This is a genomic window from Amphritea sp. (assembly GCF_050300915.1).
Lineage (GTDB): Bacteria > Pseudomonadota > Gammaproteobacteria > Pseudomonadales > Balneatricaceae > Amphritea.
Window position 1 is genome coordinate 1 of the sequence record NZ_JBNKYN010000129.1, and the last position, 5,935, is coordinate 5,935.

General features: G+C 51.1%; 5 protein-coding genes. All 5 read right to left on the minus strand.

All coding sequences use genetic code 11. The annotated features are described in order from the left end of the window. Nucleotides 1-463: 463 nt before the first annotated feature. Entirely contained in the window at nucleotides 464-3,040 is a 2,577-nt protein-coding gene (gene clpB, locus ACQY8X_RS20410; RefSeq protein ID WP_428036972.1) for an ATP-dependent chaperone ClpB, read from the minus strand. Between the two features lie 153 nt (nucleotides 3,041-3,193). Beyond that, nucleotides 3,194-3,349: a FeoB-associated Cys-rich membrane protein gene (locus ACQY8X_RS20415; protein ID WP_428036973.1), complete on the minus strand. Its 156-nt coding sequence runs from the start codon at nucleotides 3,347-3,349 to the stop codon at nucleotides 3,194-3,196. A 15-nt stretch (nucleotides 3,350-3,364) separates the two neighbouring features. Then, nucleotides 3,365-5,332 carry a ferrous iron transport protein B gene (gene feoB / locus ACQY8X_RS20420; protein WP_428036974.1) on the minus strand — a complete coding sequence of 656 codons (1,968 nt, stop codon included), beginning with the start codon at nucleotides 5,330-5,332 and terminating at the stop codon, nucleotides 3,365-3,367. After that, entirely contained in the window at nucleotides 5,332-5,559 is a 228-nt protein-coding gene (locus tag ACQY8X_RS20425; RefSeq protein ID WP_428036975.1) for a FeoA family protein, read from the minus strand. The genes feoB and ACQY8X_RS20425 overlap by 1 nt, the downstream gene beginning before the upstream one ends. An 87-nt stretch (nucleotides 5,560-5,646) precedes the next feature. Continuing rightward, nucleotides 5,647-5,935 (minus strand): laccase domain-containing protein (locus ACQY8X_RS20430; RefSeq protein WP_428036976.1); only part of this gene is annotated, 289 nt, incomplete at its 5' end.

Genomic DNA, 5,935 nt, shown 5'->3' on the forward strand with positions numbered 1-5,935 from the left:
AACCATCTGATTCGCTTCCTGTTGCGTTTAACTCGCGACAAAATCGATGTAAACACTGATTTATCAAGGCGTTAAACTCAACAGCCTCACCTGTTTCAGTGACCGTTTCCGGTGGCTGTCTCAAGCGAGGAGCGCATTCTACATTCTGGGGCGGAGGAGTCAACAGGGGGAGCACGAAAAAGTTAAGAAATAATTAAAAACATCATCTTTTAAAGCAAGACGTAGCTAGAACGTCGCTGCGCGACTGCTAGACGCGGCTTCGCCGCTTGCTAGAGGTTAGCAGAGCCTTCTTTAATCAGTGTTGTGAAAACCGACTTTGTAAGTAAGTCAGAAGAAAAGTCTCTCCCCCCTTAAACATAAAAACCGCCTCACGGCGGTTTTTATGTTTTGCTTGTTCTAGCAGGAAACGCAGTTTCCGTTCTCGCCACTAGCAAGCGACGCAGTCGCGTTCTAGCAGCTGCTTTTACCTGAATATAAACTTCCCGGCTTCGACATCGACTCCGATCTCAGATCCCGGGAGATATTTACCCGCGAGTAGCTCCTGCGCTAAGGGGTTTTCTATCCATTGCTGGATTGCCCGCTTTAGTGGTCGTGCGCCATAGATCGGCTCGAAACCAACATCAACCAGTTTATCCATCGCAGTGGATGTCAGCGTCAACGTCAGTTCACGTTCAGTCAGACGCTTACGGAGACGGTTAAGCTGAATCTCTGCGATACCTCTGACCTGCTCTTTACGCAAGCTATGGAAGACTACCACTTCGTCAATGCGGTTGATCACCTCTGGACGGAAGTGATTACCCACCACTTCCATCACCGATGCTTTCATCAGTTCATAATCCTCATCATCACTGAAGTTCTGAATCAGATCGGAGCCCAGATTGGACGTCATGACCACAATCGTGTTGCGGAAATCGACTGTGCGTCCCTGACCATCTGTGAGGCGGCCATCTTCCAGTACCTGCAGAAGGATATTGAATACATCGGGGTGCGCTTTCTCCACCTCATCCAGCAGCAATACAGAATAAGGCTTACGACGAACCGCTTCCGTCAGGTAACCACCTTCCTCATAACCCACATATCCGGGAGGCGCGCCAATCAGCCGGGCGACGGAGTGTTTCTCCATAAACTCAGACATATCGATCCGCACCATCGCCTCTTCAGTATCGAAGAGGAAACCCGCCAACGCTTTACATAGCTCGGTCTTACCGACACCCGTAGGTCCCAGGAAAAGGAACGAGCCATTCGGCCGGTTGGGATCGGCCAACCCGGCACGGGATCGACGCACCGCGTTGGATACCGCCAGCACCGCCTCGTGCTGACCGATCACCTGCTTATGCAGGGCATCCTCCATACGCAGCAATTTGTCCCGCTCGCCTTCAAGCATTTTTGAGACAGGAATACCGGTCCATTTAGACACGACTTCCGCTACTTCCTCCTCACCGACCCGGTTACGCAGTAACTGATTCTGCTGCGGCTGATCTTCAACATCTGCGGCAGCCTGTAACTGCTTCTCCAGCTCTGGAATAACGCCATACTGCAGTTCGGACATACGACTCAGATCACCGGAACGGGTTGCCTGTTCCAGTTCAGTACGCGCATGATCAAGTTTTTCTTTAATCTGTTGTGAACCCTGCAGTACTACTTTCTCTGCCTTCCAGATCTCTTCGAGGTCGGAATACTCTTTTTCGACTGATTCGATATTGGTTTGCAGCTCTTCCAGACGTTTGATAGCCGCCTGGTCTTTCTCTTTTTTCAGCGCTTCACGTTCCATTTTCAGCTGAATCAAACGGCGCTCAAGACGATCCATACTTTCAGGTTTGGAATCGATCTCCATGCGGATGCGACTGCCTGCTTCATCAATCAGGTCGATCGCTTTATCCGGCAACTGGCGGTCGGTGATATAACGCTGTGACAGTTTGGCGGCGGCGATAATAGCTGAGTCGGTAATATCCACCCCATGATGGATCTCATAACGCTCTTTCAGACCCCGAAGAATGGCAATGGTATCCTCTTCACTCGGTTCATCCACCAGAACTTTCTGGAAACGGCGCTCAAGCGCAGCATCTTTCTCGACGTATTTGCGGTATTCATCCAGCGTGGTAGCACCGACACAGTGAAGCTCACCACGGGCGAGGGCTGGCTTAAGCATGTTTCCGGCATCCATTGAGCCTTCACCTTTGCCCGCACCCACCATAGTATGCAGCTCATCGATAAACAGAATCACCTGACCTTCCTGCTTGGCCAGTTCATTAAGCACCCCTTTCAGGCGCTCCTCGAACTCTCCACGGAACTTTGCTCCAGCGATCAGCGCCCCCATATCGAGAGACAGCACTTTTTTGTTTTTTAAGCCTTCAGGCACTTCACCATTAATGATCCGTTGTGCCAGACCTTCTACAATGGCGGTTTTACCCACACCCGGCTCGCCGATCAGCACTGGATTGTTTTTTGTACGTCGCTGCAAAACCTGAATAGTCCTGCGAATCTCGTCATCCCGACCTATCACAGGATCAAGCTTGCCGGATTCAGCCCTCGCGGTCAGATCGACAGTAAACTTATCCAGAGCCTGCCGACTCTCTTCTGCATTAGGGTCATTCACACCATCACCGCCCCGCATCTGCGTAATTGCCTGTTCCAGTTGCTGCTTTGTCACACCGGACTGCTTAAGAAGCTTTCCCACACCACTTTTATCTTCCAGCATTGCCAGCACAAAAAGTTCGCTGGCGATATACCGATCACCGCGCTGCTGAGCAAGCTTGTCGGTCATATTAAACAGCTTACCCATATTGGGTGAGAAGCGTAGCTCGCCATCACTGTTTGTCACTTGTGGCAGCTCATTAAAGAGCGACAGCACCGATGAACGAAGCTGATTAACATTGGCACCGGACTGCGCCAACAGTGGTTTAACAGAACCGCCCTGCTGATCAAGCAACGCCAGTAACAGGTGAACGGGTTCTATATAGTTGTGGTCTTTGCCAACGGCAAGGGACTGAGCATCCCCCAGGGCTGATTGTAATTTACTGGTAAAACGTTCGGGTTGCATAGCCCCTCCTGATCTGTTTACCCTGCCGGTTTTGAGCTTTCATTAAAGCGGACGGCGGGTTATTTGATACTGACTAACTTACACTTAATAAGTATGGGTAGATCAGGTGAATTTCAAGGCTATATCAGTATTTGCTTATATATTTATCGCTACTTAAGAGGGAGGCCGGTCATTCGTGCCACAACCGGAGCAGTTGCTGCAGCCACCGCCGTTGCACTTCTTATTAAAAGTGCGATAGAGATAACGGCCAAACCAGATGCTCAGCAGGATAACAACGACCACCAGTACTACCCAGTCAAAAAAAGTCATCTATTCACCTTGCAACTACAGCCATAATGAAGCCAGGTTGTAAACCAGCCATGAGCCAATCCAGGCTAACACCAACCCCATCATGATTGAGATGCCAGCCCAGCGCCAGCTGCCTGTTTCTCTGCGAATAGTTGCGATAGTCGCGAGGCATGGCATGTACAGCAGCGTAAATACCATCAGCGCCAGGCCCGAAGCGGGTGCCAGAGCACTCCCTAATGCAGCCTGCAAGCCTGCCATATCATTCATATCGGTTTGATAGACAACCACCAGCGATGCCGCAATCACCTCTTTAGCGATAAAACCAGACAGTAACGCAACCGTTTCCTGCCAGCCAAATCCCATCGGCGCAAACAACGGCGCGACAAAGTGTCCCAGTTGTTCCAACCATGGCGTCCCCTGCTGCGGAAAGCTTTGCAACAGCCAGATAAGAATTGAGCCGACCAGTATAACCCCACCAATCTTACGCAGGAAATCGCCCGCCTTATCCCACACATGCAGCAACATTGAGCGTGGTGATGGGAAGCGCCAGGGCGGCAACTCCATGATGAATGTTTCATCATGTTGTTCAGGAATGGTCCGGGCCAGCAGAGCAGCAATGGCGAAAGCCACCAGAATCCCCAGCATGTATAAACCAAACAGCACGGTACCGGCATGATCGCTGAAAAAGATCCCCGCCAGCAACACATACACCGGCAACCGCGCAGAACAACTCATAAACGGGTTAATCAGAATAGTGATCAGTCTTGCCCGGGGCTCTTCGATGGTTCGCGCTGACATGATGGCGGGCACGTTACAGCCAAACCCCATCACCAGCGGCACAAATGCTTTGCCATGCAGACCGACTTTGCTCATCAGATTATCAGTCAGGAACGCAGCCCGGGCCATATAGCCACTCTGCTCCAGCAAGGCGATGAAAAAGAACAACAGAACCACATTCGGCAGGAACACCAACACCCCGCCGACGCCAGCAATCAGGCCTTCCACTAACAGGTTTTTCAACAGAGACTCCGGCATAAATACGCCTACCTGCTGGCCCACCCAGGTTACACCGGCATCGATCCAGTCAGCCGGATAACTCCCCAGGGTAAAGGTCGCTTCAAACATCACCCAGAGCAACAGAATAAATACCGGAAGCCCTAACCAGCGATTCAGTGCAACTGCATCAAGCCAGTGGTCCGCTGCGGATTGGTCCCGGTGCTCACTGCTGCTTTTATGCAACAATCCGTGGATAAAACCATAGCGTCCTTCTGCCACCATCTCTGCCGGTGACTCATCATGACGACTGGCGAGCAGCTCAAGTGCCTGATGCCCAGCCAGAGTCTGATTATCATCAAGCAGGGCAACCCCCTCACCCGCCGATTCCAGCCAGCGAACTGATTGCCAACGGCTCATCCCTGCGTTTTCCAATGAGCAGATAGCCTGTTCCAGGTGAGGTTCATAAGTTATCAGCAACGGCTCGCACTGCTGAGCAATATTGTCCAGCAGCAGGTCCATCAAGGCAGCAATATGACTATTACTGCGACCATCGCTGCCAATCACCGGCTTGGACAAACCTGAACCCAGCTCAATCAGATCAACCGCATCACCCTGCTTTTCAAGTTCATCCAACATATTCAGAGCAACGACCACGGGCAACCCTTGTTCCAGCAGCTGCGTCGTTAATGCGAGGTTTCGCGCCAGGTTATTGGCATCAACTACATTCAGAATCAGATCCGGCGGGGTATCAATAAGATAGTCGCGAGCAACCATCTCTTCTACCCGGCTGTTTGCCAATGAGTAGATACCCGGCAGATCGATAAAGTGGAAGGTCATCCCCTGCCACTCTTTCTGGCCTTCACGGCTGGTCACGGTAACGCCGGCCATATTCCCGGTGCGTTGCCGGGCACCGGTTAACTGATTAAAGAGTGAGGTTTTGCCACAGTTTGGATTGCCGATGAGAGCAACAGTATATGAGGGCTTAATATCCGGGATTGATTCTGACATCAGGATTGCAACTCCACCTGAATATAGCCTGCCTCTTCTGTGCGCAAGCAGATCTGTTGTTTACCAATGAAATATATTCGGGGGTTGCCCATCAATGAAGTCGCCGCAACCGAAACCTGCAACCCCCTTAGAACCCCCAGCGCCACAAGCCTCTGTCGCAAAGGCTCAGGGCCTGCTATAGAGGTAATTTTCGCCTGCTGGCGGGCTTTCAGTTCGATCAGCGTCATCGACAGATTCCAGAAGTTAATGAGAACCATTGTTATATGGTAATCAAAATCAATCAAGCTGCAATACTAAGTTTTTATTGACGCAGATCAATTAATCCAGATCACACTCGCCATTCGTCCGGTTACACCGTCGCGGCGATAGGAATAGAAAAGCGCTGACTGAGAGAAGGTGCAGCACTCTCCACCCGAGATATTTGCCACTCCGGCTCTCTGAAGACGCAGTCGGGCAAGTTGATAAATATCAGCCAGCCATCTGCCAGGGTTTTGTGATGGGGTAAAAGCGTCTGCTGAGGCTTCAATTAACATGCCAAGCGATGTTGTTGCCGTCGTTGTAAGAGTCAATGGTGTGGAAAAATCTGTACTGGTTGCCGTTGGA